This window comes from Pseudomonas taeanensis MS-3, from assembly GCF_000498575.2.
Taxonomy (GTDB): Bacteria; Pseudomonadota; Gammaproteobacteria; order Pseudomonadales; family Pseudomonadaceae; genus Aquipseudomonas; species Aquipseudomonas taeanensis.
Genome location: NZ_AWSQ01000004.1, coordinates 501,463 through 526,621, shown reverse-complemented (window position 1 = coordinate 526,621; position 25,159 = coordinate 501,463). Strand labels below are relative to the sequence as shown.

Here is a 25,159-nt window from a genome sequence, read left to right as displayed (position 1 = left end):
GGATCAGTGCCCCTCTAACAACGGATCGAGCGCGCGAACGTGCTCGATCTGCCAACCGATGGGTACGACATCGCCCACTGCCAGGGCAGAGTCGAGTTCGGCAATCGGTTGTTTAACGAAAAAGTCGCTCTTGCCACAGACTTCCAGGCGCACCCGGACGTGGTCGCCGAGGTAAATGAACTCCGCTACGCGTCCAGAAAAGCGGTTGCGACAGGTTTCGCTGGAACCGTTCAAGCGCACGCGCTCAGGGCGAATCGACAGGGTGACCGGCGCACCTTGCTGGCCGACATTGACCGCCAGCGCCTCGACCTGTTCGCCGCGCTCCAGGCTGACTACGCAGCGATCGCCATCCTGGCTGACCAGTCGACCGTTGAGGCGGTTGTTCTCGCCGATGAAGTTGGCGACGAAGGTGTTATGCGGTTCTTCATAGAGGCTACGCGGGTCGGCGATCTGCTGGATCTGGCCCTCATGGAACACCGCGACGCGGTCGGACATGGTCAGCGCCTCGCCCTGGTCGTGGGTCACGTAGACCACGGTCACGCCCAGGCGCTGGTGCAGGTGCTTGATCTCCATCTGCATGTGTTCACGCAGCTGCTTGTCCAGGGCGCCCAAGGGTTCATCCATCAGTACCAACTGCGGCTCGAACACCAGCGCTCGGGCCAAGGCCACGCGCTGTTGCTGGCCACCGGATAGCTGGCCGGGATAGCGATTGCGGAAGTCGTCCAGTTGCACCATGGACAGCGCGCGCTTGACCCGCTCCTTGCTGTCGGTGCGGGACATGCCGCGCACCGACAAGGGGAAGGCCAGGTTCTCGGCCACTGTCATGTGCGGGAACAGGGCATAGTTCTGAAACACCATGCCGATGTCGCGCTTGTGCGGTGGTAGCCGGTTGAGCGAGCGGCCGCCGAGCAGGATGTCACCGGCGGTCGGCGTTTCGAAACCGGCCAGCATCATCAGGCTGGTGGTCTTGCCCGACCCCGAAGGGCCGAGCAGGGTGAGGAACTCACCTTTGCGGATATCCAGATTGAGATCTTTGACGATCAGGTTTTCGCCATCGTAGCTCTTCTGTACGCCACGAAAGCTCACCAGCACATCGTTTGCCTGAGACTCGGTCATCGCCGCACCCTTGTTGTTGTCTGCACGCTGTTGGGCACAGACTAGGGCCGATGCAAGGCGGCGGAAATCGGGCGGGATGACAAGTCGTTATCAGGCCATCGGAGAACTTGCTGTAGGGATTGCCCTACAATCGGCAAGGCGGCTGCCGGCTCAGACCAGTTTGTGCTCCATTGCGTAACGCACCAGGTCGGCCACCGAATGCAAGCCCAGTTTCTGCATCAGGCGGGCCTTGTGGGTGCTGATGGTCTTGTTACTGACGGCCAGGTGCGTGGCGATATCGTTGACGCCCTCGCCACGCACCAGGCGCTCGAATACCGAAAATTCGCGCTCGGACAACTGCGCGTGCGGTGGGCGCGAGTCGGTCAGGCCGACTTCGAAGACCATGCGGTCTGCCAGCGCTGGATCGATGTAGCGTCCGCCGCCAGCCACCTTGCGAATGGCGGTAATCAACAAGGCGGGTTCACTGTCTTTGGTGGCATACCCGGCGGCGCCCACCTTGAGCGCACGGGCAGCCATCTGCGCCTCATCATGCATGGACAGCACCAGGATGGCCGGCGCATTGGCCAGGGCGCGAATCCGCGGAATGGCCTCCAGCCCGCTGACGCCGGGCATGGAGATGTCCAGCAACACCACATCACAGGGGGTCCGCCGCAGGCACTCGAGCAGCTGCTCGCCATTGCTCGCTTCACCCACCACCTCAAGGTCCTGGGCCATACCGATCAGCTGTTTGATGCCTTCACGTACTATGGTGTGGTCTTCTGCCACCAATACTCGGATCACGCCATTTCCTCTTCGCTCAGGGCCACTCGCACGCACAGCGTAGTCCCTTCGCCGGGCAGGCTGTCAATCTGCAAACTGCCGCCGAGCATCAGTACCCGTTCCTGCATGCCGACCAGGCCGAAGGATTGCCCAATCTTACGGGGCCCGGTTATGAAGCCCTTGCCATCATCGCTGACGTGCAGGCACAGCTCGTCGTCTTCCAGGCTCAGATGCACCTGCACGCTGTGCGCATCAGCGTGGCGCATGACGTTGGTCAAGGCCTCCTGAAGAATGCGAAACAGGCCGATGGCCTTGGCATCGGACATTTTAGGCAGGTTATCGGGCACCTCGACCAGGCAGGGGATCTGCGTGCGCGCTTCGAAGCGGCGTACTTGCCACTCGATCGCCGAGGCAATACCGGCATCGAGGATCGGTGGACGCAGGGCGGTGGCCACATCGCGTACCAGCTGGAACAGTTGGGCGATCAGGCGCTTCATGCTTTCCAGGCGCTCGTCCAGTCCCGCCACCTGGTTGGCGAAGGCCAGCTCGCACATGGCTGTCTCCAGTTTGAGCACGGTGAGTACCTGGCCCAGTTCGTCGTGCACCTCACGGGCGATGCGCGCCTTCTCTTCCTCGCGCACGCTCTCCAGATGCGCGGACAACTCACGCAGGCGCCCGCGCGACTCGGCCAGCTCCAGCTCTACCTGCTTGTTTTCGGTGATGTCCCAGACGATGCCGTCCCACAGCATGCGACCCTCGCCCAGGCTGCGCGCGGTTGCTTTGATGTCGGCCCAGCGCACCCGGCCGTCTCGGGTGATGATGCGACCTTGCCAGGACCAGTCGCTGTTGCCGGCAAGTGCGGTGTCCTGACTGAATCGGTAGCTGAGCTGATCGTCCGGGTGAACCAGGCTACGAATGCCTCTGTCGGCCCGCTGCAACTCCTCCGCCGGATAGCCGACAAGCTCTACACTGGCTTCGCTAATGTAGGCGAATACCACCGGTTGCTCGGCGACCGTTCGTTCCAGGCGGAACACCAACCCGGGCACGCTGCCGGCGATGCCCTTGAAGCGCGCCTCGCTCTCTTGCAGCGCGGCACTGGCGCGACGGCGCTCGGTGACGTCGGTGAGAAATACCACCAGGTATTCGGCATCGCGAAAGCGCAGAAAGCTCAGCGAAACATCCACCGGTAGGCGACTGCCATCGGCACACAGACAGTCGATCTCGAAACTCTGCGGGCCTTCATCATGGCTGCGCACCTTGCGCCACAGGTTCAACCAGCTATCCATGTCCAGACTCGGTTCCAGCTCGCGCAACGGCCGGCCCACCAGCGTCCCGGGCGCATAACCGAGCATGGTTTCGGTGGCATGGTTGGCGTAGCGCACATGGCTGTCCCAGTTGACCCAGAGAATACCGACCGTGCTGTGGTCGATGGAGAACTGGCTCAGGTGCAGCGCCTGCTCTGCCACCTCACGCTGGCTCAGTTCATAGCGGCTGTTGAGCAGCTGGCTCTCCAGTTCGCGACGTTGCTGACGCAGGTGCAGAGTAGTCGCGGTAGCGCCAAGCCCGGCTATCAGCAGCAATAGGCTCAGTCCTCGCCAGAAGGCCAGAGAGTCGCTGACCTGCGGGTATTTGAGCGGCATCCAGCGCTCGCGCAACTGCTCCACTTCGCGAGCGGGTAAGGCTTGCAGGGTCAGTTCGACAATCTCCGCCAGCAGTGGCTCGTCACGACGGCTGGCTATGCGTAGCAGTTGCGGTAAGCCAATATCGCCAACGATGCTCAGCCCAGCAAACTGCGGCTCACGTAACAGCAGGCTGAGACGGGCTTCATCCACTACCGCGTAGCGGGTCTGCTGACGCAGCAAACGCTGCAAGGCAGAGCGCTCCGAACCGACCGCCTGCAGTTGCAGATTGGGATAAGTGCTGCTCAGGTAGTCGGCCGCCGGGCTGGGAGTGCGTAGCGCGATTGATTCCGTGCGATCAAGGCGGTCGAGGTCGACTGCGCTGTTGCCGCGCTGCTCACCCACGATCAGGTGCGGCACGCGCATGTAGGGATCGGAGTACAACCATTGGCGTAAGCCCTTGGGGGTCTGTTGCAACCCCGGCGCCAGATCCAGCTCGCCGCGGCGCGCCGCAGCTTCAAGCTTGGCCTGGCTGGGGAAGCGTAGCCAAACCGGCTTTACACCCATTCCCTGGAGCAGGCGAGTCATCAGCTCGATATTGGCGCCGGAGAGTCGCTGCTGACGCAGATCGTACTGAGCCCAGGGCGCGCGCATGAGCAGGCCGACGCGCAGTTCGCGATGCTGTTCGAGCCAAGCCTGTTGCTGCGGATTGAACGCAGGATGCACCAGCAGCGGCGCGCCTTCGGCCCAGGCCAGACCTAGGCACGCCAATAGCGCAAGCGCGATGCGCGGTAACAGACGATGCATTCTGCAGACGGTCCTGAGTAAGCCTGGAGAGAAATCCCCAGTGTTATTCACATAGGGTATGTAGTTCAGCCTGAGGGTTGCTCACCTTCAGCAGCTTTTATCATCACGCATAACGCCGGCTATGGCGATCTGTAGGGCATGGGCTTGTCTGGCAGGGCGTTCGCTTGTCCGTGCTCTGGCCTGTGGCGGCAGAGGTTTTTTTTTGAGTCGTTACAGTGCCCGTCGGTGGCAGCGAGCGTCGTGGGCTTCAGACCGCCAGCAGCGTTCATGCCTGGGAATTGCACTGGCTTCAGGTTTTAGGAGTGACGGCCAAATGCCATTCTATAAAAATAAAACTATAAAAAACAAAGTGATAAATATCATGGTGTCGACTTGATATTGGTCCTGACAATTCCTTGACAATGTAAGGGGTCGATCCTTTAGTTAACCGTGGGAGAGGGACGAATTTGGATGTTTTTACGCAGGGCGGGCAGGGCAGTAAGTGCCCGCACCAACACAACGGGAGTGCGTCATGGATAGGGCCAGACTCATTCGAGTCGTAATGGAGTCTTTGTTCGATATAGTGTTTTCGGCCCACCTGCGTGGGCCGCCTTCCTCTGAGTGGTAGCCCCGGCATAATGCCGCAGTGTTGCCACTAGCTTGACCCCCTCTCCCAGCAGACAACAGAGCACTGACGAGCAGAAGCGATTCAGCGCAGACGCGCATGCCCGTTATTTATTGGCATGAGCGCCACCCGGTTTTATTTCGCCACGTGCGGAACAGATTTTTCCTTGGCCATACCTGAGGCATGGTCGCGTGAGAAAAGCGTTGGGAGGGTAGGGTCATGAAGTCAAAATTTTTGACAGGCGTGGACAAGCTTGAGCCAGGCACCTGGCAAGTCACCATCGGGGCGGGGGGGTGGGAGCCTCGACCAAGCGATACTGAGTCGCTGAGTGGGAGTGAGGGACGGCGCTCCTTCCTCAAGTTCACCGCCGCTGCTATGGCAGCACCGTTGCTTTTCGCTTCACCGGACAGCAGTGCCAGGCGCCGGCGTCGCCCGGATCCAGAGCCGGAACCGGAGCCAGAGCCTGGCCCGGCAGTTTTGCCCCCCAGCCCGCCGACCACGCCTTGGGTGCAGTTTCTGCCTGAGGCCATCACACCGTTGCAACCGGTGACTCTCAATCCTGCGCCCACCGGCGTGCCGAACCCTGCTGGAGGCGAGTGTGGGCGCGATCTGCACCAGCGCTGGGATGAACTGTACGCTACGCCACGGCAATATCCGCCGGAGCACTACGAGCTGAGCGCCAAGGAAAATCCTGCCTGGGTGTTCAATCCGGCCTATCCGCCGCAGCGTATCTGGGGTTTTGCCATAGGTGCAGGCGCGGCGACAACACCGGGGCCGACCATAATGACCCGGTATGGCAAGCCGGTGATCGTACGCTTCAGAAATCTCCTGCCGCAGAATCATGTCGGCTTCGGCTCGCCGGAAATCTCGATGCATTTACACAATGCGCACACCGGCTCGGAAAGTGATGGCTTCCCCGGCGACTATTACAGCCCGCTCAAGGCCGGACCAACGTTGGCTGGGCCGGGACTGTGGAAGGATCACTTCTACCCGAATATCTATGCCGGCTATGACCAGATGCAGAACGGCATTGGTGACCACCGTGAAGCTCTGGCCACCCTCTGGTACCACGACCACACCTTCGATTTCACCTCGCCTAATCTGTACCTCGGCATGGCCGGTTTTTACCTGCTGTATGACCATATCGACTCGGGCGATGAGCGCGACCCTAGCCCTAGCGCCTTGCGCCTACCGAGCCACCCCTACGATTACCCGCTGAGCTTCGGCGACCGGCGCTTCGATGCCAATGGCCGTCTGATCTACGATCAGGTCGAACCGGATGGCACCCTCGGTGACAAGATCGCGGTCAACGGCAAGATCGAACCGGTGCTCAAGGTGGCGGCGCGCAAGTACCGCTTCCGTTTGCTCGACATTGGCCCCAGTCGGTTCTACGAGTTCTCTCTGCAGAAGGCCAACGGGGTTACGCAAACCTTCACCTACATCGGCAATGACGGCAACCTGTTGCCTGCACCGCTGAGGAACCAGGTTAGCGTGCGCATCGCCGTGGCCGAGCGCGCCGACATCGTCATCGACTTTTCCCAATATCCAATCGGTACCGAACTGTATCTGGTCAATCGTCTGATACAGACCAAGAGTCGCATGCCCGATGACTTAGGAGGGGCTACTCGGGTCATGAAGTTCATTGTCGACCGCTATCCACCTGAGCAGGACATGAGCCAGGTACCGGATGTGTTGCGCGAACAGCCGCCGCTTGATCTTGCGGAGATCGCCGCCGCGCCTGTGCGCCGTTGGGTGTTCGAACGCAAGAACGGCATGTGGGCGATCAACAACCAGTTCTTCAACCCCAACAGTGCGCGGGCGGTGATCCCCAAGGGTGGCGCTGAGGTCTGGGAACTGGTGAATATCGATAACGGTTGGAGTCACCCGATTCATATTCACTTCGAGGAGGGACACATCCTCAGCATGACCAAGGATGGCGTTGCTGTGCCGGTGCCATTACATGAGCGTGGCCGCAAGGACGTTTATGTGCTTCGAGGGATGTCAACCATCCGCGTATTCATACGCTTCCGCGATTACGTCGGCAAGTACGTGATGCACTGCCATAACCTGATCCATGAAGACCACGCAATGATGCTGCGCTGGGACATCAAAGACGATGACTAGTCGCTGAGACTGGAGGTATTTCTATGAACACTCGAAGAAAGCTCCTGGCCGGAATAGGCACAGCGGCGCTGGGCGGATTGTTGTGGGGTCGTACCTCGCTGCAGGCGCATGAGGCATTCGAATCGGCCGCTATCGATATGGCCGATGCCAGCGTGGATGGCGCACAGAACAGTTACTTCCCCAATGTTTGGCTCGACAGTCACGAGGGCAAGCGAGTTCGCTTCTACGACGACCTGGTGCGCGGCAAGATAGCCGTCATCAACTTCATGTTCGTGCAGTGTGGTGACATCTGCCCGACCATGACCGCCAACCTGATCAAGGTGCAAAAACTGCTGGGTGAGCGCATGGGACGTGACATTTTCATGTACTCGATCAGCCTGCAACCGTTGATGGATACGCCTGAAGTCCTCAAGGCCTACGCCGAAATGCATCGTGTCCAGCCTGGCTGGCAGTTCCTCACCGGCACGGAGGCCGATATCAAGCGCCTGCGCTATGGCCTGGGTTTCTACGATCCCGAACCTGAAGTCGATAGAAACCTCGGTACTCATACCGGCATGTTGCGCATTGGTAACGACCGCAGCGAGCGCTGGACCATGGCGCCGGCGCTGGCCGAGCCTGAGCGGATATTAGCCACCATCAACCATGTCGATTCCACCATGGTGCACACCGCGTATCGGCCTGTGGCCGCTGCTAGCGGTCTCGGTTAGTGGTAGACCATGAGCTGGCTCAGGGCGCTGTCTATACCCTGAGCCAGCCTGGAAAACAGGAGCGAATTGCTCAGCGGTCGCAAGGTCGCTGGTGCATGACAACAGGAAGTTCGGCTGAACGAATGTCATAGGGCCCACGGTCGGTCAAGCTACTAGCAGGGAGGATTAACAGTTTTAAGGTGGGAGAGTCAGCCCCATGAAATCCCGAACCTTGATAGACACACGGAAAGAACTGCCAGCCAGCAAGCAGGGGGTAGCGTCTATATCAGCCGCTGAGCCTACCCAGACCTGCGATAAGAGTATTCAGGCCATCAGTGCGGGCGACCCGATCCAGGGCGCAGCTCGGCGTAGCTTCCTCAAACTGACCGGTGCGGCGTTGGCTGCCCCCCTGTTATTGAGTGCATTCGACAGTAGCGCCAAGAGTCGTCGGCGCAGAGGTGACGACGAAGATGACGAGGACGATGACGCACCTAATGCTCAGTCATCCAGCCCGCCGACTATTCCCTGGCAGATTGAACTGCCCGTAGCGGTCGGTCAGCTGCAACCCGTGGTGCTCGACCCGCCCCCCATGGAGGTCGCCAATACTGCCGCCGGTGAGGCCGGACGTGACCTGCATCAACGCTGGAACGAGCTGTACGTGAGGCCGCGGCAGTACTCTCCGGCTCATTACGAGTTGAGCGCCAAGGAAAATCCCGCCTGGGTTTTCAATCCCGCTTATCCGCCGCAGCGCGTATGGGGTTTTGCAGGTAACGGGCCAGTGGCGACCATCCCGGGACCGGTCATCTTCGCCTACTATGGCCAGCCGACCATCGTGCGCATGCATAACCGCCTGCCGCCGGACCATGTGGGCTTCGGCACGCCGGAGATATCGATCCACCTGCACAATGCGCACTCCGCCTCGGAGAGTGACGGCTTTCCGGGTGACTATTACAGTGCCAACAAAGCCGGGCCGACGCTGGCTTCGCCAGGCGAGTTCAAGGACAATTTTTACGCCAATATATACGCCGGTTACGACGAGCTGCAGAACGGTATCGGCGACCCGCGTGAGGCCATGGGCACGCTGTTCTACCACGACCACACCCTGGACTTCACCGCGCCGAATCTGGTTCGCGGCCTGTCGGGCTTCTATCTGCTCTTCGATCACATCGACTCGGACAACGAGCGCGACCCGAGTCCTAGCGCACTGCGTTTGCCCAGTTATCCCTATGACTATCCGCTGGAATTCGCCGACCGCCTGTTCGACCGCAACGGCTTGCTGATTTGGGATCAGATCGACCCCGACGGGGTGCTCGGCGACAAGGTAGTGGTCAACGGCTATATCGAGCCGGTCTTGCGCGTGGCAGCTCGCAAGTACCGCTTGCGTCTGCTCAATGGCGGGCCGAGCCGTTTCTACGCCTTCTATCTGATCACTGGCGATAACAAGGAGCAGTCGTTCAGCTATATCGCCAACGACGGCAACCTGCTGCCTGCGCCGTTATATGAGCAATTTTCGGTCCGGTTGGCGGTGGCCGAGCGCGCCGACATCGTTGTGGACTTTTCCCGCTATCCGATTGGCACGGAACTTTATCTGGTCAATCGACTGACTCAGGACAAGACCCGCCTGCCCGACAAGGTAGAAAAACCCGGCGTACGGCTATTGAAGATCATCGTCGATCGTTACCCGCCAGAGCAGGATCTCAGCCAAGTGCCCAGCCTGTTGCGCGAGCTGCGCCCGCTCGATCCACAAGAGATTAAAGATGCCAAGGAACGGCGCTGGGAGTTCGATCGACGCAACGGCATGTGGGCGGTGAATGGCAAGTTCTTCGACCCGCTACGCCCGGTGGAGAAGATCGAGCGTGATGCAGTCGAGGTCTGGGAACTGATCAACGATTCCGGTGGCTGGGCGCACCCGATCCATATCCACTTCGAGGAGGGGCGGATCATCGAGAAGCGCATCGATGATCGGATTGTGCCGATACCGCTGCATGAGCAAGGGCGCAAGGATGTCTTCAATCTTGGGCCGAACACCAGCATGAAGGTACTGCTGCGCTTTCGCGACTTTACCGGCAAATACATCATTCACTGTCACAACCTGATCCACGAGGACCACGCGATGATGGTGCGCTGGGACATCGAAGATGACAGCAGCGACAGCGGCAGCTGAGGCGCGCGGCCCGAATCAATCGCTTCATTCATAAGCTGTCTTGCGTACTAAATTGTGCGCTAGCCCATGCCGAGGCTAGCGGCTTGGTCGCGGGCAGATCTTGGCAGTTCACTCAACTTGTTGATTCTGCCGAAGCACCTGCGCCATGAGGCAAAATCCTTGTGTATACTCGGGCAGCTCGACAACCATGGCGTTAGAAAAATAGAAACTACCGGCTATGGCTGATATTTATAAACAATTGATAACTAACAATTTATTTTAAAATCCTGTTCGGGAAGTGTGTCTCCCGGCTCGTAAGAATTTGTTGTCGAATCAATGTTTTATAGTATTTTTGACGCTTAATTTTTGGCGATGATGCGCCAATTCAGAGCCGGCTGGAGGCTTATTGCTATGACAGCGGCAACCCATCTAGAGCGCTGCATTGAGCGGCTGACGCAGAACGAGGTGTCCGCTTGATTAGGGTGCTGGTGGTTGATGACCACGATCTGGTTCGTACGGGTATCACGCGGATGTTGGCTGATATCGAGGGCCTGCAAGTCGTTGGCCAGGCGCAGTCGGGCGAAGAGTCGTTGCTCAAGACCCGTGAACTCAAGCCGGATGTGGTCCTGATGGACGTCAGGATGCCAGGCATTGGCGGTCTTGAAGCCACCCGCAAACTGATTCGCAGTCATCCTGATTTGAAAGTCGTCGCGGTCACCGCTTGCGAAGAGGATCCGTTCCCTACGCGTTTATTGCAGGCTGGTGCGGCGGGTTATCTGACCAAGGGCGCAGGCCTCGAGGAAATGGTCCAGGCGATTCGTCTGGTATTCGGCGGGCAGCGCTATATCAGCCCGCAAATAGCCCAGCAGCTAGCCTTGAAGTCCTTTCAGCCGCAAACTAATGGCAGCCCCTTCGACCTGTTATCCGAGCGCGAGATTCAGATCGCCTTGATGATCGCCAGCTGTGAGAAGGTGCAGAGCATCTCCGATAAGCTTTGCCTTTCGCCGAAAACGGTGAACACTTACCGCTATCGGATCTTCGAGAAGCTATCGATCTCCAGTGACGTGGAGCTGGCTCTGCTAGCTGTGCGTCATGGCATGGTCGACGCCACCACTTAGCATGAGCGTCCAGTTCGACCCCAGCGCCTTCCTCGCTACCTGTAGTAGCCGCCCAGGTGTGTACCGCATGTTCGATGCGGACGCCAAATTGCTCTATGTCGGCAAGGCCAAGAATCTTAAGAAGCGTCTGTCCAGCTACTTTCGCAAGACGGGTTTGGCGCCGAAAACCGCTGCGTTGGTCGGCAAGATCGCCCAGATCGAAACCACGATTACCGCCAATGAAACCGAGGCACTGCTGCTCGAGCAGACACTGATCAAGGAATCGCGACCGCCCTACAACATCCTGCTGCGTGACGATAAGTCCTACCCCTACGTGTTTCTCTCCGACGGTGAATTTCCACGCCTGGGCATCCACCGCGGGGCGAAGAAACTCAAGGGTCGCTATTTCGGTCCCTACCCGAGCGCTGGGGCGATCCGCGAGAGTCTAGGCCTGCTGCAGAAGGCCTTCCTGGTGCGTCAGTGCGAGGACAGCTACTTCAAGAATCGCACCCGTCCGTGCCTGCAGTACCAGATCAAACGCTGTAAAGGGCCCTGCGTCGGGCTGGTCGACCCGACGGAGTACGCCGAGGACGTGCGTCATTCGGTGATGTTCCTCGAAGGGCGCAGCAATGCCTTGAGTGATGAACTCTCCTCCGGCATGCAAAAAGCCGCCATGGATCTGGACTTCGAGCGCGCTGCCGAACTGCGCGATCAAATCTCTCTACTGCGTCGCGTGCAGGACCAGCAGAGCATGGAGGGTGGCAGCGGTGATGTGGACGTGGTTGCCGCCATGGTCAATCCGGGCGGCGCCTGTGTACACCTGATCAGCGTGCGTGGCGGTCGCGTGCTCGGCAGTAAGAATTTCTTTCCGCAAGTGGCGATCGAGGAGGAGGGTAGTGAAGTCCTGCTTGCCTTCCTGGCCCAGTACTACCTGAGCAATTTGGAGCGCGAACTGCCAAGCGAGCTGATCGTCAATGCCCAGCACGAGGACTACCCCACACTGATAGCAGCCATCCACGAACTGCGTGGGCGTGAGCTGAGTATCAGCCATCGCGTACGTGGGACACGCGCGCGCTGGCAACAGCTGGCGGTGACCAATGCCGAGCAGGCGCTCGGTGCGCGGCTGGCCAATCGGCAGCATGTGGCAGCGCGTTTCGAGGCCTTGGCCGAGGCGCTGGACTTGGATGAAATACCGCAACGCCTGGAGTGTTTCGATATCAGCCACTCCAGCGGCGAGGCCACCGTGGCGTCCTGCGTGGTGTTTGGTCCTGAAGGCCCATTGAAGTCCGACTACCGGCGCTACAACATCGAAGGCGTTACCGGCGGCGATGATTACGCGGCCATGCACCAGGCGCTGACTCGACGCTTCAGCAAGATCAAGGAAGGCGAGGGCAAGCTTCCGGATATTCTGCTGGTCGATGGCGGCAAAGGTCAGCTGGCCATGGCGCGTGAGGTGTTGGAAGAGTTGGCGGTGCCCGAGCTGATCCTGCTTGGCGTGGCCAAGGGCGTGACGCGCAAGCCGGGGTTGGAGACGCTCTATCTCAATGATGCCGCCCACGAGTTCACCCTGCCAGGCCACTCGCCGGCGTTGCACCTGATTCAGCAGATTCGCGATGAATCACACCGATTTGCGATTACCGGTCACCGCGCACGACGCGGCAAGGCCCGCCGTACATCAAGCCTGGAAGAAGTGGCCGGGGTAGGGCCGAAGCGCCGGCGCGAGCTGCTCAACCACTTTGGCGGCCTCCAGGAACTGTCCCGCGCCAGCGTAGAAGAAATCGCCAAAGCACCCACTATCAGTAAAAAGCTTGCCGAGCTGATTTATGCCGCACTGCACAGCGAGTAGAATGCCGGCTCACCTCGCAGCCCAGTTGTGCCGATGAATATCCCCAACCTGCTTACCGTACTCCGTGTACTGCTGATCCCGATCTTCATCTTGCTATTTTATCTACCGTTTTCATGGAGCTATTGGGCCGCCAGCGCGGTTTTTGCCATCGCTGCCGTGACTGACTGGCTGGATGGTTACCTGGCGCGACGTTGGGAGCAGAGCACGCCCTTTGGCGCCTTTCTTGATCCGGTCGCCGATAAGCTGATGGTGGCGGTCGCGCTGGTGTTGCTCGTCGCTGAGCACGCCAACCTGTGGTTGACCTTGCCCGCAGCGATCATTATTGGCCGCGAGATTGTCGTCTCGGCACTCCGAGAGTGGATGGCAGAGTTGGGCGCCCGGGCCCATGTGGCTGTGTCCAACCTGGCCAAATGGAAAACCGCTGCGCAAATGGTTGCGCTGGTCATTCTGCTGGGTAATCCGCCCTTGTTTACCTTTTGGGTTGTATTGGGCTATGTGCTACTGATCGTCGCTGCGGTGCTCACTCTGTGGTCCATGCTGCAGTATCTGGCAGCGGCCTGGCCGCACCTCAGTACTTCAGCCGAAAAGAAATAAACTATTTTGAATCAAGGGCTTGACTGGGCGTTATGAATCTATAGAATGGCGCCCGTCATCACGACAAGCGGGAATAGCTCAGTTGGTAGAGCACGACCTTGCCAAGGTCGGGGTCGCGAGTTCGAGTCTCGTTTCCCGCTCCAGTTTCAATGGGCCGTCTAGCACGGCCCATTTAGTTTAAAGGCTGAGTAGCAGAGTGGTTATGCACCGGATTGCAAATCCGTGAACGCCGGTTCGATTCCGACCTCAGCCTCCAATTTGAAAGCCCCAAGTAGTTGATCTGCTTGGGGTTTTTTATTTGCGTCCGCTTTTTGTTGGGCCATATGCCTAAGCCGCTCTCTCGACACCCATGCAGTTTGGTCGAGCAGTGGTGAAGCAATGGTCGAGCAGCCATCGAGCAGTGGTCGAGCAAAAATCCGTTCCCAGCAGCGCCTGTATCTGAGCGACAGCGCCATCGCGCGCCTTGGGTATCGTCGCGGCCCTCGCATGGTCTGCCATGACAACCAGCTGACTGGCTTTCAGGTCGTCGTCGGGGCGCGCTCAAGGGTCTTCCGCGTCTGCCTGCGGGGAAGCTATCGGACGTTGGGGCATTGGCCCGTAATAAGTGCGGACGAGGCTAGGGCGAAGGCTCTGGAGGTGCTTCGGGCGAGGCTAGGGGTAGGGGAAGTGGCAGCTCCTAAGGTCGAGGTCATCGCGACTGCTGCGCCCAAGAAGACCAAGGCTCGAGTGGTGGCCGCGCCTACCTTGCAGGCGGTCTTCAATGAGTATCGCAAGACCCGCAAGCTTAAACCCAGCACGGCGGACGACTATCAAGCCGTCTTCAATCGCTACGCCTCTGATTGGCTTGAGCGAAGCTGGCAACTCATCACGCCAGATGCCTTTGAAGGGCGCTTTGCCAGCGTCAGTATCAAGTCCAAGGCCCAGGCGAATTATCTGTCGCGCATCCTCTCGGCTGTTTGGTCTTTTGCTTCTGCGAAGTACGGGGTCACGACCACAAATCCCACTCAGCGGCTCAAGGCCATGGGTGGGCTGCACCAGATCAAGCCAAAGGATGGCGTAGTCCCTGACTCGCTGCAGCCGAAGTGGTGGGCTACCGTAGAGGCGATGGACGACAAGGAAGCATCGGCTGCCCTAGTCTTTATTGCGCTAACAGGCTGTAGGCGAGGGGAGGCGCTGCGTCTCCAGGCTACCGACATTGATTGGCAAGCGAAGACCGTTACTTTTCCCGACACCAAGAACGGTACCACTCACCGACTACCGCTATGCAGACGTCTCTATGCGCTCTTGGTTGCTCATTGCGGCCTGCGCCCTGGATTGGTCTTTCGGGTTACCAAGCGAAGTATCGACGCCGCTGCAGAGCGCGTCTCGAATGAGATCAAGTTCAAATGGACGCTACATGACCTGCGGCGGACGTTCGTCACCGTTGCTCAGAGAGTACTGAGGGACCTAGCCACGGTGAAACGACTGGTTAACCACAGTACTGGCGGGGACGTGACCATGAAGCACTACCTCCGCCTGAGTGTGGAGGATTTAAGGGCTCCGCTGCAGCAGGTTGAGGAGGCGATCTACAGCCTTCGATAAGCAATTCGTCGTCAGTTAGCACATGAAGTTATTCGGGCCATCCTGGCGAACCAGGCACAGCCAAGTCCCAGTCGCGCACGCTCTGGGGTTTACCCGTAACCTTTTCACAAAACTGTATAGCTTCAGGGCACTCAACAAATAGCGTGTCTGTCACTACATTATCAAGGCTCCAAATAATCCGGTATTCGCACTGATGTGCAAACTGTCTTCGCTTGCTAAAGTAGGCTTCTGCACCAGCTAAGCCCATTACAATTTCCCCTATTTTTTCCAAGTCGGGGCCCTCATCTGAGCTCACATTGAGGAGTCCAGAAATTGCTGGTGCTAGTTTCTTTTCGATTACATGATGGTCTTTGTATGTGCAAAATCCTTCTAGGCCTTCAATGCAGCCTTGTAACTTACTGGCAATGACTCTTCCGAACCAAGCAGTGTCACGAATTACGAAAGTAACCATCGCAGTCAAACTGGCGCATCAGGTCTTCACTTTCCAGCACGCTTGTACAGAGCACAATGGACTTATTTCCATGGCCAGTTTGTGCGGTAATACTTATATCTCCAGCTGTACCGATGACTAAATTTTCCCCCTCTAGATTATCGCTGCGCTGTTCATCTTGATGCTGTGAGAATCTCGTAAATGAGCTTAGCATCAATTTGCCAGTGGAAAAAAACTCGTCAATGAAGATCTGGTTCATATAGCGATATGTGACTGGGGGGAGCAAAATCCATCTGCTTTCGGGTATGTTCATAAAATCCATTCAGTCCGTTTCGTGCAGAGCGTTGAGCGAATTATTTTGTGCACTTAAACTGTGATTCTGGCCTCCGTTCCCGTGTGCTCTCGCAGAAGGAATAGCAGCCCGCCCCCGTCAATCAGTTCGATGGGCTTATCCTTCGAGAAGTTGTAGGCGTCTGGACCATATCTACTGGTGCAGACGAGGATTCCCTTATTTGCGCCCTCATTCAGCATTGTTCCGTAAAGGTCGCGGACTGCGCTCACGCCGACGGTGTCGCGGTAGCGTTTGGCTTGGATGACCACTTTCCCACCCAGAACGGGCCGCGTGTCGAACGCAATAGCATCGACTCCACCATCTCGGGAGCTACGAGTCAGCTTCGTATCAAGGCCCATTTTCGAGAAGAGGTTGGCAACCAAGACCTCAAATTCGTTTGGCGTTAGCTCTATTAAGTTCGGACGGGACTCAAGGCCGGAAAGAGCATCTCCTTGATCAATGAAGCGCCTGTCGATCATATCGAATTCGACGATGGGCTTAATAGCCTGCAGCTCATCTGGGCGGCTCGATACCTGTGCGCCAAGATTTCGCAAGCACAGTACTTTATCTACTCGTTCCAAGTTCAGAGTAAGGAACTCGTCTTTAGTGGCTCGAACGGATACAACCGGGATTCGGACTTCACGGCCACTCGCTGGATCATGGGTATCCAGCATCCCATTGAATGTCACCAAGCGCAGAGCATTTGCTTGGTCAGCTTCGAACAGTTCGTGCAATGTGCGTAGTGCAATGGAGGCGATTATGTCTTGATAGCGCTGCTTAATTTCGGCAGGTTTTCTGGCCTTCGAATCTATTTCATCTCGAGTTTTAATGTATCGATACTCGGAAACCACAGGGACTACTGAAACATCCGGCATATCGTACTCAACAACAAGTTCCGATGAGTCCGGGGCATAAGCTAGTCGAAAAAGTTGCTGGAAACCTTCCGCAGGGTATTCCGAGCGGGTCAAGACCATCTCGTTGTACGCGATAATCGCGTCTGTGTCCTTGGCGAAGTAGCTCGCCTCGAAGGCATCTATTTCAGAGTTATGGCGTGCAGTTTTATCGTCAAACGCGAGCTTTTCGGCGTCATAATCAGCTCTGACTTTCTGAAACTCCGCACGCTTCTTGGCTTCTTGCGCATTGAACTTCAGGATGGTTGCTTCGTTTTCGCGCTCTGCGTCCTCTATACGGAGAGCATGCCGCTTAGCCGCTCCTGGAATTAATTTTTGGATTCCTTTCGGGGGAGGGACGAGGCGCTTCTGCGGTGTGAGGCCTGGAGCCAGATTCGGCGGGGGTTGGAACGATGGGAAAGGTGTCGTATGACGGAGAGAGTCGAAGCTGATTCGGTCGTCATGACAGAGCGTGTGCGGCAAGATGTCTTGTAGCTCGGAGACTCTGTTGCTGAGCTCTGTATTCAAGTCCGCAACTTCGCTATGCCTGTCCTCAAGATACATAGTCTTTTCCAGTTTATGCGCTTCTTTCTCCTGCGCAGCGGATATTCGCTGCTGGCGCACTGCTTGGCGTTCCAGTTGCCGCATTTGGGTCTGATTCGCTCGAATACTCCGCTGACTCTCCCGTTCAGCAGCAGCTGCTGACCGAGCCGCAGCTCTGACAAACCCTTCGAATCCACTTCGACGTCCCATACCTTCATCCCGAAAGTGAAAACATTGGCCGCCATCATATTGCGACTACTAAGTCATTATCCAGCCCACATCAGCCCCAGTGGGGAAAATGTTTCTGGCGGAAAAATCTGAGCTCTTTTTAATGGGTAAGGAGTCGACAGTTTACCCCCGTAGGGGGGGGCTCTAGGGGCTGAGATGATTTCAATCCTGATTGAATCAGTACCAGAGACCGCGATTGGTTTTTCTGCTGGGTCTAGCGTCAAGTTGTCGTCGTCCTTCATTCAGTCTCCTCGGTCATAAGGATGGCTAACCGGAAATCAACGCTATAAGTGGTGGCTCAGTGAGTACACCTTGTGAGCCAGCCGAGGACGCCTGAAGGGGGTGCGGTAGAATGCAGGCCGCAACTAGCTCCAATCTGTTGAAATTCACGGAGCCACCCTGTAGATTACTGATCCAACTCAGTGAGCCATGCCTACAGGGAGCCGCAGACCATGACCACCACTATCGCCTACACTCGTGTCAGCACCGATGGACAGACCATCGAGGCACAACGCCACGCCATCTGTCAGCGTTACAACGTCAGCGAGGACGGATGGTTTACTGACGCAGCCACCAGCGGCGCCACCAAGGCATTGAAGCGTGACGGCTTCGCTGCCCTGTTCAGCTATGCCCGCAAGGGCGACACCGTCGTTGTTGCTGCCATCGACCGCCTGGGCAGGGACACCGTCGACGTACTGGAGACCGTCGAGGCATTGAAAGCCAAGGGGGTGTCTGTCGTATCCCTGCGAGAAGGCTTCGACCTCTCCAGCCCTGTCGGAAAGATGATGCTGACCATGCTTGCCGCCGTTGCTGAACTGGAGCGCTCCAACATCAAGGCTCGGCAGATGGCAGGCATTGAACGGGTCAAGGCTCAAGGCAAGAGGCTGGGTGCGCCCAAGGTCATTGATGATGAGGCGGTCGCAGCCTGGAGGCAGGAGAACAGCGCCAGCATCGCCGACACGGCCAAGCACTGGAGGATTTCCCCGGCTGCGGTTAAGAGGGCATGCGCAGCAGTGAAAGCCCAAACACACAATAGCTAAGGCCACGTCCTCGGTTTCCATCCTGGCTGCTACGCATCAAGGCCTTCCTCTTTCAGGCGCTGAGGGGGAGGGCGTTCTCGATTTGCAGCCAGTCCTTGGCTAATGCCAACCCGGTAGTTCCGCTCACGGGACTCATCGAGCATCTCTCTTATATTGCGACCGTAATTGGTCATCCTCCCGCTTCACTCCATCCCCTCAGCTTCGCCGCTGTTCTACCTCTCCAGCCCGTTTAGTCCTGCCGTCCTTGTCCGTCCTTGCTTGCCCATGTGGTGGGCGCTGGAGTGCGTTGACGGTGGCGACCATCGACGGCAGCACTAAAAGGAAAACCACGTATGCCCCACCGCAACACCAGCAAACTCGGATCTGAATTGCCATTACCGCCCGATCTTGCTGCGCTGAATGAGAAACTGGAAACCCGCACACGCCAGCTTGAGGAGCGATTCGTCAGGTTGAGCGCTGCAAGCAACAAGACTGCAAAGCGAGGCCGCAAGCCCAGGGCGCTGGACAACCCGATTGTCGGAGTCTTCAGCCACGTTGCCGCAACCACTGACCAGCGTCACGGCTACCCGGCCTGGGCTGATGACGTCTTCCAAGGTGTTGCTCGCCTTGACTGGTATCGAGCCAACGCGAGAAGCATTCCTCTATCAGTGAAGAGGCTTGTCCGCATTATCGACCACCTTCCGGTCATCAGCACAGCCAACATCAGCACTCTCTTACTCCTTGAGGAGCGTCAGGCCAGACGTTACATGACGGCAATCGAGCTAGCCTTGCCGTACCTCCTCAAAGGCATCCCTTCGGCACTCATGCAAGAGTTGCAAGTTGGGGCCGATTGGCTGGACGACGACTTCGACACCCACTTCGGTGACGAACTTCAGCTAGCAGCCTAACCCCACGGTTCCGGCATCCACGTCGCTTGCTAACCCTCTCGCGTACTGCATTCAGCAACGCCGATAACACCCCAGCACCAGCCTTCTCGCTCACTCGACGCAATGTCAGAGCGGTCTCCGGGCGTGTGTTGGTTTCCCCATTCCCGCACATCCTCCTCTACCAACCATGACTTCCATCGCAACAAACTCCCCCCGCAATACTGCCAGCCCAATCGTCTACCGTTTTCCGCTAGATAACACCGAAGCCGTCTTTGAGTTCGACTTTCAGGGCTCCACAGCGCGCACCTTGGCTGACTTCCCAGGCTATGCCTTCACAGCAGACGGTCACGTCCTCAGCTTCAAAGGGAAGGCACCAGCACAGCTCAAGCCAGGGTCTTCTGCCAGCGGCTGTTACTGCTACGTCAACATTGGTAGGCCACCATTCAAAAAATCGCAGCTACTGCACATCCTGGTTGCCCGCGCTTTCGTAACTAACCCTGAAGGAAAGCCGCAGGTGAACCACAAGGATGGCAACCCCGGAAACAATGCAGCCGGCAACCTTGAGTGGGTCACGCCGTCAGAGAACGTCCTCCATGCTAATCAGCTACGCAAAGAACAAGGCCGCAGTCTCTTCAAGACCACTGCTGAACAGCGCTCCCTAGCAAAGGCCTTGCACGCCTCAGGTCTTTCTATTGCTGAGGTAGGACGCCAGCTCAATTTGCCGTATGAAATCGCACGTTATGCCGTTCGTTATGCCAAACCAGCACCAGTATTGGCCATTTAAGCGCGACAGCAACCCACCCCTCCCTTTGACCTACCGATGATGCCCCCATGGGCGTCTGGCCGCTGCCCCTGAGCGAGTCTCGGAGGGGCTTAGGGAGGCCATGGCTCAGTCGTAAGTAGTTTATCTATCAACATCAAGACTGCTTACGGCTGCACCTAGTCGGTCATACGGCTGTTGATGTGTATTGAAGTAGCGGTCCTGCCTTTTGATTTTCTTATCGGGTATCGAGGCGGGCCTACTTTCGTGACCGGCAGCGCCCAATAAGTCACGGACTTGCTTACTCCTGTCGTTTTAATCCTGAGCGGCTTCAACGCCACCATCAAACAGTTGGAAGAGCTGGCCGGCCGCAACCACGCCAAGGTCGCTGAGAACACCGAGAAGGCCCGTCAGTTGGCCGCTGAGAGTGACGCCCTGGAAGGGGAAGCCACCCAGGCAGAACGCACCGCCGACCGCATCAAAGACCTGCTGGGCTGAGGAGGGGATGACCATGACCACCGCCATCATCACCCGCGACTACAACGGCCAGACCTTCAGCTTCCGCGAAGACGGCTACTTCAACATGACCAAGGCCGCGAAGGCTTTCGGGAAGCGGATGGACAACTTCTTCGCCAACGACGGGACCGCTGAGTACGTCAACGAGCTGGAGAAATTAGTCCCTGGGATTCCAGTGATTAACACCAAGACCGGCAACGGTAAGTCTCCTATGGTCGGCACCTGGGGTCACCCCAAGCTGGCCGTCTTCTTCGCCCGCTGGCTCGACGTCAAGTTCGCCGTGTTCTGCGACACGGTCATCGACGACATCCTGAGCAAGAAGGCCAAGGTCGAGTTCGCCCCTGAGGCAGCCGCACCGAAGCTCGCCCCGACCCACCTCGACACCGCCCGTGAGCTGGTAGCCGCCCTGGAGCAAGCCGAGAAGCTGGCCCAGGAGAACCAGAAGCTCACCGCCGAGAACAAGGAGATGGCCCAGGAGCTGAACTTCCTGACCGTCGATGAGTATCGCGCCCTGTCGCACCTGTACCTGAGCCACAGCGACCGCATCAAGCTGTCCAAGTACGCCAAGGGCTACTCCCTGAGCCAAGGCGTCGAGGTCACCAAGCAGTCCCGCTTCCTGCCTGCCATCGGGCGCGAGGTCCAGGTCAACGTCTACACCCGCGAAGCGCTCGACCACGCGGCACTGCTGATGGGGTTGATCTGATGCGTAGCTCCAACGACTACGCCCTCCGAGGCGCCTGCTACGAAATCCAGAAGACCCTCGACGCGATGTGGGGGCCGTGTGAGGTGGGCGTTAGCGTGCAGGTGCTGCGCAGGGAGTGGGTCTTCGAGGGGAGGGTGCCGCCGCGCTTGCCACAGTCCATTGTGGTTGGCACAATGCGCCCCCTGACTGTCGAGCAGCGGTCGAGCAGAAATTAGTTGGAGGCTGGAAGGCCCGAGTTAGACGAGTTGAGCCCTGTGGCGGATCGATTGCAAATCCGTGAACGCCGGTTCGATTCCGACCTCAGCCTCCAATTTAAAAGCCTCGTAGATCAATGATTTACGAGGCTTTTTTATTACAAGCTGGAAGCCTTGCGAGGCACGCAAGGGCTGTATATAGTCCAGGCCTCGCAGTATCGCTCTACCGCCCGAATGGCGAAATCGGTAGACGCAAGGGACTTAAAATCCCTCGAGGGTAACCTCGTGCCGGTTCGATTCCGGCTTCGGGCACCATGTACATGATTTCAGATGTTCCCCAGTGAACCTGAAACCCACTAAAACCGGCCCCTGAAGCCGGTTTTTTTGTGCCCGTATGTTTTCGAATGATCCTGTACTGCTCCTGACTATAAGGATGCGTCTTGGGGTGCGCATGGGCCGACGTAAATCGTATGCATATAGTTCGCATTGTAACGCCACTCGCAGACCCGAAATGCAAGGCTGCAAAGCCTAGAGACAAGGACTGCACGCTGTTTGACGGGCAAGGGTTTTGAGATGCTGCGAGCGGGCTGAGTAGCTCAAGGCTGGACGAAGCTTAACGCCCTATCGGGGGGGCAGAGTGATTGAGCCACAACAATGAGCACCCGGAGCGTAGAGCCGAGCAAGCCTAGGTTCAGAGATGGCCAGGGATGATCAGCCCCTTAATCCGATAGGCCTCGATATCGATATCGAAGGCGCCTGCTTGGTGGACTTCATGGACTCGATAGGGGAGACCGGTTTCGTCGCAAGGGTTTTTCTGCAAATCGATGACCCTGGGAGTGCACGGCTGCTTATTGCAATCGAGTACAAGCAGCAGTCGGGGCTTGAGTTTGTGCTCAGGTGAGCAGGCGGTGATGATCGCCACTTCACCATTGGTCAACTCGACGATCTCCCCAGGTGGAAATATGCCGATCATACGGATGAAGGCGAGAACGATTTCCTCATCGAATTGGCTATTGCTCGCCTCGAAGAGGATACGCAACGACTCCATGGTGGATCGCCCCTTGCTGTAGACACGGTCGCTATTGATCGCATCGTACGCGTCAACCACTGCGATGATCTTGGCAAAATAGGGTATCTGATTCGCCTTCAATCCTCGGGGATAGCCGCCACCATCCATGCGTTCATGATGGCTATAAGCGACATCGACCGCAGCAGGGGGCGTCTGTCCGTTGGCCAGGAGCAGTTTGCGGCCTTCGATCGCGTGCCGCCGCATGATGGTGAATTCGTCCTCGGTCAGCTTGCCAGGCTTGTTGAGGATTTCATCGGGTATCTTGAGCTTTCCGACATCGTGGAGCATGCCACAAATACCCACCTGCTCAAGCTCAAGCGGCATCAGGCCCAGCTCACGCCCCAATGCGATCGCGAGAATCCCCACGCGCAAGCAGTGTTCTGCGGTGTATTCATCGCTGTCCTTGATTCGCGCGAGCCAAAGCATGGCCGAAGGATTTTCCAGGATGTGTTCGACACACTCCTTGACCACCGCCTTGACGGTCGCAACATCGAGTTCATGACCCAGTTTGACGGCATTAAGGATGCGCAGAGATGACTCTTGTGCCGCCTGCCAGATAGGTTGTGCCTGCCGCATCGCAGAGTCGAATTTGACCTTGGCGACTACTGCCTCAAGTTTTGCTGGCGAACGCAGCTGACTCAGTTGTTGTGCACTGTTACTGGTCGACTGCCTGGCGTCGACCCAAACGGACTGGCAATGCTCTTGAAGAAGGCTGAGCTCTTGCTGTTCACGAATGAGGAATCCCTGGAAGAGGAAGGGGGTCTCTGTCCAGGGGCGATCCAGTTCGGCGACGTACATGCCAATGGTCAAATCACCAACCGCAATTTTGATGGTGTTTGGCAGCGAACTTATTTCCATGGTGCTCCCTTCCGAAGCCTGCTCGATGCTGGCTGTTTGCCGTAAGCAATCATAGAGTGTGCTTCTGGAATATGACTATAGTTGGCGCAGAATTTCCTGCAGCCTTGGTCGGCCGTTTAGGCTAGGCAGTGCCTGCGTGCCCGTCGTGCAGAGCGGTAAGCTTGATCCGCCCCTACATTTTGCTTTATGCAATCCACCGTTTCCCAAGCGGACATTGCCTGAATAGGCCGTTCGATGTGCATGCCTTGGTGCTGCGGAAAGTCCCAAATTTCTAGGCCGGCAAACACTCCACCGAACTGGGTTTCCTCTAGGGCTGTATCGGCAGAGCGAGGCCGTAAAGTTGTAAGGTGTGTGACGCCTGATAGACTGCACGGGCATTTTTCCCTGTTAAGGAGTCCCATGATTAAGAAATGCTTGTTCCCCGCTGCCGGTTACGGCACACGTTTTTTGCCAGCAACCAAGGCCATGCCCAAGGAAATGCTGCCGGTGGTGAACAAGCCGTTGATCCAGTACGGCGTCGAAGAAGCGCTGGATGCTGGGCTGACGGAAATCTCCATGGTTACAGGCCGTGGCAAACGCTCGCTGGAAGATCACTTCGATATCAGCTATGAGCTGGAGCACCAGATTCGCGATACCGACAAGGAAAAGTACCTGGTTGGTATCCGTCGTCTGATCGATGAGTGCAGTTTTTCTTACACCCGTCAGGTCGAAATGAAAGGTCTCGGCCATGCGATTCTTTGCGCTCGCCCGCTGATCGGTGACGAAGCTTTTGCCGTAGTGCTGGCTGATGACTTGTGCCTGAATCTGGAGGGTGACGGCGTACTGACCCAGATGGTCAAGCTGTACAAGCAGTTCCGCTGTTCGATCGTCGCCATTCAGGAAGTCCCACCGGAAGAGACACACAAATACGGTGTCATTTCTGGCGAGATGATTCGGGATGACATCTACCGGGTCAACAGCATGGTCGAGAAGCCCAAGCCGGAAGATGCACCGTCCAACCTGGCGATTATCGGTCGCTACATACTGACGCCGGATATCTTCGAGCTGATCGAGCAAACCCCGCCGGGCAAAGGCGGTGAGATCCAGATCACCGATGCCCTGATGAAGCAAGCGCAGGATGGCTGCGTACTGGCCTATAAGTTCAAGGGTCAGCGCTTCGACTGCGGTGGCGCAGAGGGTTATATTGAAGCCACCAACTTCTGCTTCGAGCACCTCTATAAGCCCGGTAAGGCTTACTGAGTCAGGCCGCGACACAGTAAAAGCCACCTTCGGGTGGCTTTTCACATTCAGGGTATTGGCATCGCCTGTGAGCCCGGACCCAGCGGTTGGCCGTAGCTGAATTCGACGTAGTTGCCGGCCGGGTCGCGTAGCCCGCAGTAGTAGCCGACTGGGTAAGGTTCATCGCGAGGTGACCAGACCAAACACCCGTCTAATTGGGCCTTGGCGGCAACTTCATCGACCTGCTCGCGACTGGCCACGGCAAAACCGAAGTGGCTGTAATCGTCCTCGGCCAGGCAGCGATCCTGGCCTCCCGGCATGATCACGAAGATGAACTCATGCTCCTTGCCGGGCTCGGCCATCCAGACGATTCGTGCGCCTTTGCCGGCGCGCTGATGAATCACCTGCATGCCACAAAATTCAGTGTAAAAGGCCACGCAGGCGTCCAGGTCCGGGACATGCAATGCCAAATGGGTGAGGGTAGGGCGCATGGTCACTCTCCTGTTATGCATGGCTCAAGCTTAGGCCCAAAGGCTG

The 25,159-nt window shown here is 57.6% G+C and carries 20 protein-coding genes and 3 tRNA genes; 16 read left to right on the top strand and 7 right to left on the bottom strand.

What is annotated here, in order from left to right; translation table 11 throughout:
* Positions 1-3: 3 nt before the first annotated feature.
* The 3 genes from TMS3_RS16030 to TMS3_RS16020 form a co-directional block, all read right to left on the bottom strand.
* Positions 4-1,116: an ABC transporter ATP-binding protein gene (locus TMS3_RS16030; protein WP_025166299.1), complete on the bottom strand. Its 1,113-nt coding sequence runs from the start codon at positions 1,114-1,116 to the stop codon at positions 4-6.
* A gap of 150 nt (positions 1,117-1,266) precedes the next feature.
* Positions 1,267-1,896, bottom strand: a complete 630-nt coding sequence (locus TMS3_RS16025; protein WP_025166298.1) for a response regulator — start codon at positions 1,894-1,896, stop codon at positions 1,267-1,269.
* On the bottom strand, positions 1,893-4,301 hold the full coding sequence (locus TMS3_RS16020) for a PAS domain-containing sensor histidine kinase (RefSeq protein WP_025166297.1): 2,409 nt from the start codon (positions 4,299-4,301) through the stop codon (positions 1,893-1,895). Before TMS3_RS16020 ends, TMS3_RS16025 begins: the two co-directional genes overlap by 4 nt.
* Positions 4,302-5,382: 1,081 nt before the next feature.
* Here TMS3_RS16020 and TMS3_RS16015 point away from each other — a divergent pair.
* From TMS3_RS16015 to TMS3_RS15975, 9 genes are all read left to right on the top strand, one after another.
* Positions 5,383-7,029 carry a multicopper oxidase family protein gene (locus TMS3_RS16015; protein WP_025166296.1) on the top strand — a complete coding sequence of 549 codons (1,647 nt, stop codon included), beginning with the start codon at positions 5,383-5,385 and terminating at the stop codon, positions 7,027-7,029.
* A 23-nt stretch (positions 7,030-7,052) separates the two neighbouring features.
* A complete protein-coding gene (locus TMS3_RS16010) occupies positions 7,053-7,736 on the top strand; it encodes an SCO family protein (RefSeq protein ID WP_025166295.1) in 684 nt (227 codons plus the stop codon).
* 196 nt (positions 7,737-7,932) lie between these two features.
* Positions 7,933-9,879, top strand: coding sequence for a multicopper oxidase family protein (locus TMS3_RS16005; protein ID WP_025166294.1), 1,947 nt, complete (start codon positions 7,933-7,935; stop codon positions 9,877-9,879).
* 452 nt (positions 9,880-10,331) lie between these two features.
* A complete protein-coding gene (gene gacA, locus TMS3_RS16000) occupies positions 10,332-10,976 on the top strand; it encodes a response regulator transcription factor GacA (protein WP_025166293.1) in 645 nt (214 codons plus the stop codon).
* A gap of 1 nt (position 10,977) precedes the next feature.
* Positions 10,978-12,801 (top strand): excinuclease ABC subunit UvrC, encoded by a 1,824-nt coding sequence (gene uvrC, locus TMS3_RS15995; RefSeq protein ID WP_025166292.1) that lies wholly within the window; start codon positions 10,978-10,980, stop codon positions 12,799-12,801.
* 33 nt (positions 12,802-12,834) lie between these two features.
* Positions 12,835-13,395 (top strand): CDP-diacylglycerol--glycerol-3-phosphate 3-phosphatidyltransferase, encoded by a 561-nt coding sequence (gene pgsA / locus TMS3_RS15990; RefSeq protein WP_025166291.1) that lies wholly within the window; start codon positions 12,835-12,837, stop codon positions 13,393-13,395.
* 67 nt (positions 13,396-13,462) lie between these two features.
* Positions 13,463-13,538 (top strand) — tRNA-Gly (locus TMS3_RS15985).
* Positions 13,539-13,577: 39 nt separating this feature from the next.
* Positions 13,578-13,651 (top strand) — tRNA-Cys (locus TMS3_RS15980).
* A 122-nt stretch (positions 13,652-13,773) separates the two neighbouring features.
* Complete coding sequence (locus TMS3_RS15975; RefSeq protein WP_025166290.1) at positions 13,774-14,976, top strand: tyrosine-type recombinase/integrase; 1,203 nt, start codon at positions 13,774-13,776, stop codon at positions 14,974-14,976.
* Positions 14,977-15,404: 428 nt separating this feature from the next.
* On the opposite strand, the gene TMS3_RS15970 is transcribed toward TMS3_RS15975, so the two are convergent.
* Positions 15,405-15,728 (bottom strand): hypothetical protein, encoded by a 324-nt coding sequence (locus tag TMS3_RS15970; RefSeq protein WP_025166289.1) that lies wholly within the window; start codon positions 15,726-15,728, stop codon positions 15,405-15,407.
* 44 nt (positions 15,729-15,772) lie between these two features.
* Entirely contained in the window at positions 15,773-17,275 is a 1,503-nt protein-coding gene (locus TMS3_RS15965; protein ID WP_200929681.1) for a restriction endonuclease, read from the bottom strand.
* 575 nt (positions 17,276-17,850) lie between these two features.
* On the opposite strand from TMS3_RS15965, the gene TMS3_RS15960 reads away from it, so the two are divergent.
* The 6 genes from TMS3_RS15960 to TMS3_RS15935 all read left to right on the top strand — a co-directional run bounded on the left by TMS3_RS15960 (position 17,851) and on the right by TMS3_RS15935 (position 21,792).
* Positions 17,851-18,438 carry a recombinase family protein gene (locus tag TMS3_RS15960; RefSeq protein ID WP_025166287.1) on the top strand — a complete coding sequence of 196 codons (588 nt, stop codon included), beginning with the start codon at positions 17,851-17,853 and terminating at the stop codon, positions 18,436-18,438.
* Between the two features lie 332 nt (positions 18,439-18,770).
* Complete coding sequence (locus TMS3_RS25470; protein WP_025166286.1) at positions 18,771-19,325, top strand: hypothetical protein; 555 nt, start codon at positions 18,771-18,773, stop codon at positions 19,323-19,325.
* A gap of 166 nt (positions 19,326-19,491) precedes the next feature.
* Positions 19,492-20,088 (top strand): HNH endonuclease, encoded by a 597-nt coding sequence (locus TMS3_RS24685; RefSeq protein WP_025166285.1) that lies wholly within the window; start codon positions 19,492-19,494, stop codon positions 20,086-20,088.
* Positions 20,089-20,361: 273 nt separating this feature from the next.
* Entirely contained in the window at positions 20,362-20,562 is a 201-nt protein-coding gene (locus tag TMS3_RS15950; protein ID WP_025166284.1) for a hypothetical protein, read from the top strand.
* Between the two features lie 13 nt (positions 20,563-20,575).
* Positions 20,576-21,283 carry a KilA-N domain-containing protein gene (locus TMS3_RS15945; RefSeq protein WP_051394245.1) on the top strand — a complete coding sequence of 236 codons (708 nt, stop codon included), beginning with the start codon at positions 20,576-20,578 and terminating at the stop codon, positions 21,281-21,283.
* A 422-nt stretch (positions 21,284-21,705) separates the two neighbouring features.
* Positions 21,706-21,792, top strand: a tRNA-Leu gene (locus tag TMS3_RS15935).
* A 376-nt stretch (positions 21,793-22,168) separates the two neighbouring features.
* On the opposite strand, the gene TMS3_RS15930 is transcribed toward TMS3_RS15935, so the two are convergent.
* A complete protein-coding gene (locus TMS3_RS15930) occupies positions 22,169-23,404 on the bottom strand; it encodes an HD-GYP domain-containing protein (protein ID WP_025166281.1) in 1,236 nt (411 codons plus the stop codon).
* A 399-nt stretch (positions 23,405-23,803) separates the two neighbouring features.
* Here TMS3_RS15930 and galU point away from each other — a divergent pair, with 399 nt between their 5' ends.
* A complete protein-coding gene (galU, locus tag TMS3_RS15925) occupies positions 23,804-24,643 on the top strand; it encodes a UTP--glucose-1-phosphate uridylyltransferase GalU (RefSeq protein ID WP_025166280.1) in 840 nt (279 codons plus the stop codon).
* 47 nt (positions 24,644-24,690) lie between these two features.
* On the opposite strand, the gene TMS3_RS15920 is transcribed toward galU, so the two are convergent.
* The gene (locus TMS3_RS15920; RefSeq protein ID WP_025166279.1) at positions 24,691-25,113 is read right to left on the bottom strand and encodes a VOC family protein; all 423 of its coding nucleotides are present in this window, start codon (positions 25,111-25,113) and stop codon (positions 24,691-24,693) included.
* Positions 25,114-25,159: the final 46 nt, after the last annotated feature.